We start from the raw sequence: 2,041 nt of genomic DNA, 5'->3' as shown, positions 1-2,041 counted from the left end.
TGCTCGATCAGGCCCATCAGCGCCATCATGGTCACGGATTTACCCGAACCCGACTCGCCAACGATGGCCAGCACTTCGCCTTTGTCGACTTTCAGGTCGAGGCCATCGACCACTGGCGTAGCGTTTTTGTCGCCGAAGCGAACGTTGAGATTCTTGATTTCTAGCAGTGACATTGGAATCTCCTCAGGCGGCGTTCTTGAGTTTCGGGTCCAGCGCATCGCGCAGGCCGTCGCCCATCAAGTTGATTGCCAGCACGCTGAGCAAAATGGTCAAACCAGGCAGACTGACTACCCACCAGGCGCGTTCGATGTAGTCGCGGGCCGAGGCCAGCATGGTGCCCCACTCAGGGGTTGGCGGTTGTACGCCAAGGCCGAGGAAGCCCAGGGCGGCAGCATCGAGAATCGCCGAGGAGAAGCTCAGGGTCGCCTGAACGATCAGGGGCGCCATGCAGTTGGGCAGCACGGTCACGAACATCAGGCGCGGCAGGCCGGCACCGGCCAGGCGCGCGGCGGTCACGTAGTCGCGGTTCAGTTCGCCCATCACCGCGGCGCGGGTCAGGCGAACGTAGGACGGCAGGGACACGACGGCGATAGCGATCACGGTGTTGATCAGGCCAGGGCCGAGGATGGCGACGATCGCCACGGCCAGCAGCAGCGATGGCAGGGCCAGCATGATGTCCATCAGGCGCATGATGGTCGGGCCGACGGCTTTCGGGAAGAAACCGGCGAACAGACCCAGCAGGATGCCCGGGATCAGCGACATCACCACCGACGACAAGCCGATCAGCAACGACAGCCGCGAGCCCTCGATCAGGCGTGACAGCAGGTCACGACCCAGTTCATCGGTGCCGAGCAGGAACTGGATCTGCCCGCCTTCCAGCCAGGCTGGCGGGGTCAGCAGGAAGTCACGGTATTGCTCGCTCGGGTCATGGGGGGCAACCCACGGGGCGAAGATGGCGCAGAAAATCACCAGCAGCATGAACATCAGGCCGGCAACGGCACCTTTGTTCCTGGAGAACGCTTGCCAGAATTCTTTGTATGGCGACGGGTACAGCAGGCTTTGATCCACGGCGGACGCGGCGGTGGCTACTGAGGATGTTGGAGTGCTCATGGGTATTGACCTCAGCGCTGATGACGGATGCGTGGGTTGGCAAAGCCGTAGAGGATGTCCACTACGAAGTTGACCAGAATCACCAGGCAGGCGATTAACAGGATGCCGTTTTGTACAACCGGATAGTCACGGGCGCCAATGGCTTCGATCAGCCATTTGCCGATGCCAGGCCAGGAGAAAATGGTTTCGGTCAGGACCGCGCCGGCCAGCAGGGTGCCGACTTGCAGGCCAACCACGGTCAGTACCGGGATCAGCGCGTTACGCAGGCCGTGGACGAATACCACACGCGATGGCGACAGGCCTTTGGCGCGGGCGGTACGAATGTAGTCTTCACGCAGCACTTCGAGCATCGACGAGCGGGTCATTCGCGCGATCACCGCCAATGGAATGGTCCCCAGCACGATGGCCGGCAGGATCAGGTGGTGCAGCGCATCGAAGAACGCGCCGACGTCATCGGCCAGCAGTGTATCGATCAGCATGAAGCCGGTACGCGGCTCAATGTCGTAGAGCAGGTCGATCCGCCCGGATACCGGGGTCCAGCCCAGGCTCACCGAGAAGAACATGATCAGGATCAGGCCCCACCAGAAGATCGGCATCGAGTACCCCGCGAGGGAGACGCCCATCACCCCGTGGTCGAACAGCGATCCTCGCTTGAGTGCCGCAATCACCCCGGCCAGCAGGCCCAGGATGCCGGCGAACAACAGGGCGGCCATGGACAGTTCCAGGGTCGCGGGGAAGAGGGAGGTGAACTCCGTCCAGACGCTCTCACGGGTACGCAGGGATTCCCCGAGATCGCCGTGGGCCAGTTTGCCGATGTAATCCAGGTACTGGGCATACAGGGGTTTGTTCAGACCTAGGCGTTCCATTGCCTGAGCATGCATTTCGGGGTCGACCCGACGTTCGCCCATCATCACTTCCACGGGGTCGCCCG

The 2,041-nt window shown here is 62.2% G+C and carries 3 protein-coding genes; all 3 read right to left on the bottom strand.

Annotated elements, in window-relative coordinates:
* The coding region (locus D8V06_RS29480; protein ID WP_130932360.1) for an ATP-binding cassette domain-containing protein at positions 1-173 on the bottom strand (173 nt) is incomplete at its 3' end.
* A gap of 10 nt (positions 174-183) precedes the next feature.
* The gene (locus tag D8V06_RS29475; protein ID WP_056854995.1) at positions 184-1,110 is read right to left on the bottom strand and encodes an ABC transporter permease subunit; all 927 of its coding nucleotides are present in this window, start codon (positions 1,108-1,110) and stop codon (positions 184-186) included.
* 11 nt (positions 1,111-1,121) lie between these two features.
* The coding region (locus D8V06_RS29470) for an ABC transporter permease subunit (RefSeq protein WP_130932359.1) at positions 1,122-2,041 on the bottom strand (920 nt) is incomplete at its 5' end.

This window comes from Pseudomonas sp. Sample_24 (genome assembly GCF_004307605.1).
Lineage (GTDB): Bacteria > Pseudomonadota > Gammaproteobacteria > Pseudomonadales > Pseudomonadaceae > Aquipseudomonas.
Note: the sequence above shows the minus strand (reverse complement) of the source record. Positions and strands in the feature narration are given on the sequence as shown.

Bases quoted from the DNA above. Each gene is read 5' to 3' on its own strand.
- D8V06_RS29475 (WP_056854995.1), bottom strand. From the start codon at position 1,110: ATGAGCACTCCAACATCCTCAGTAGCCACCGCCGCGTCCGCCGTGGAT.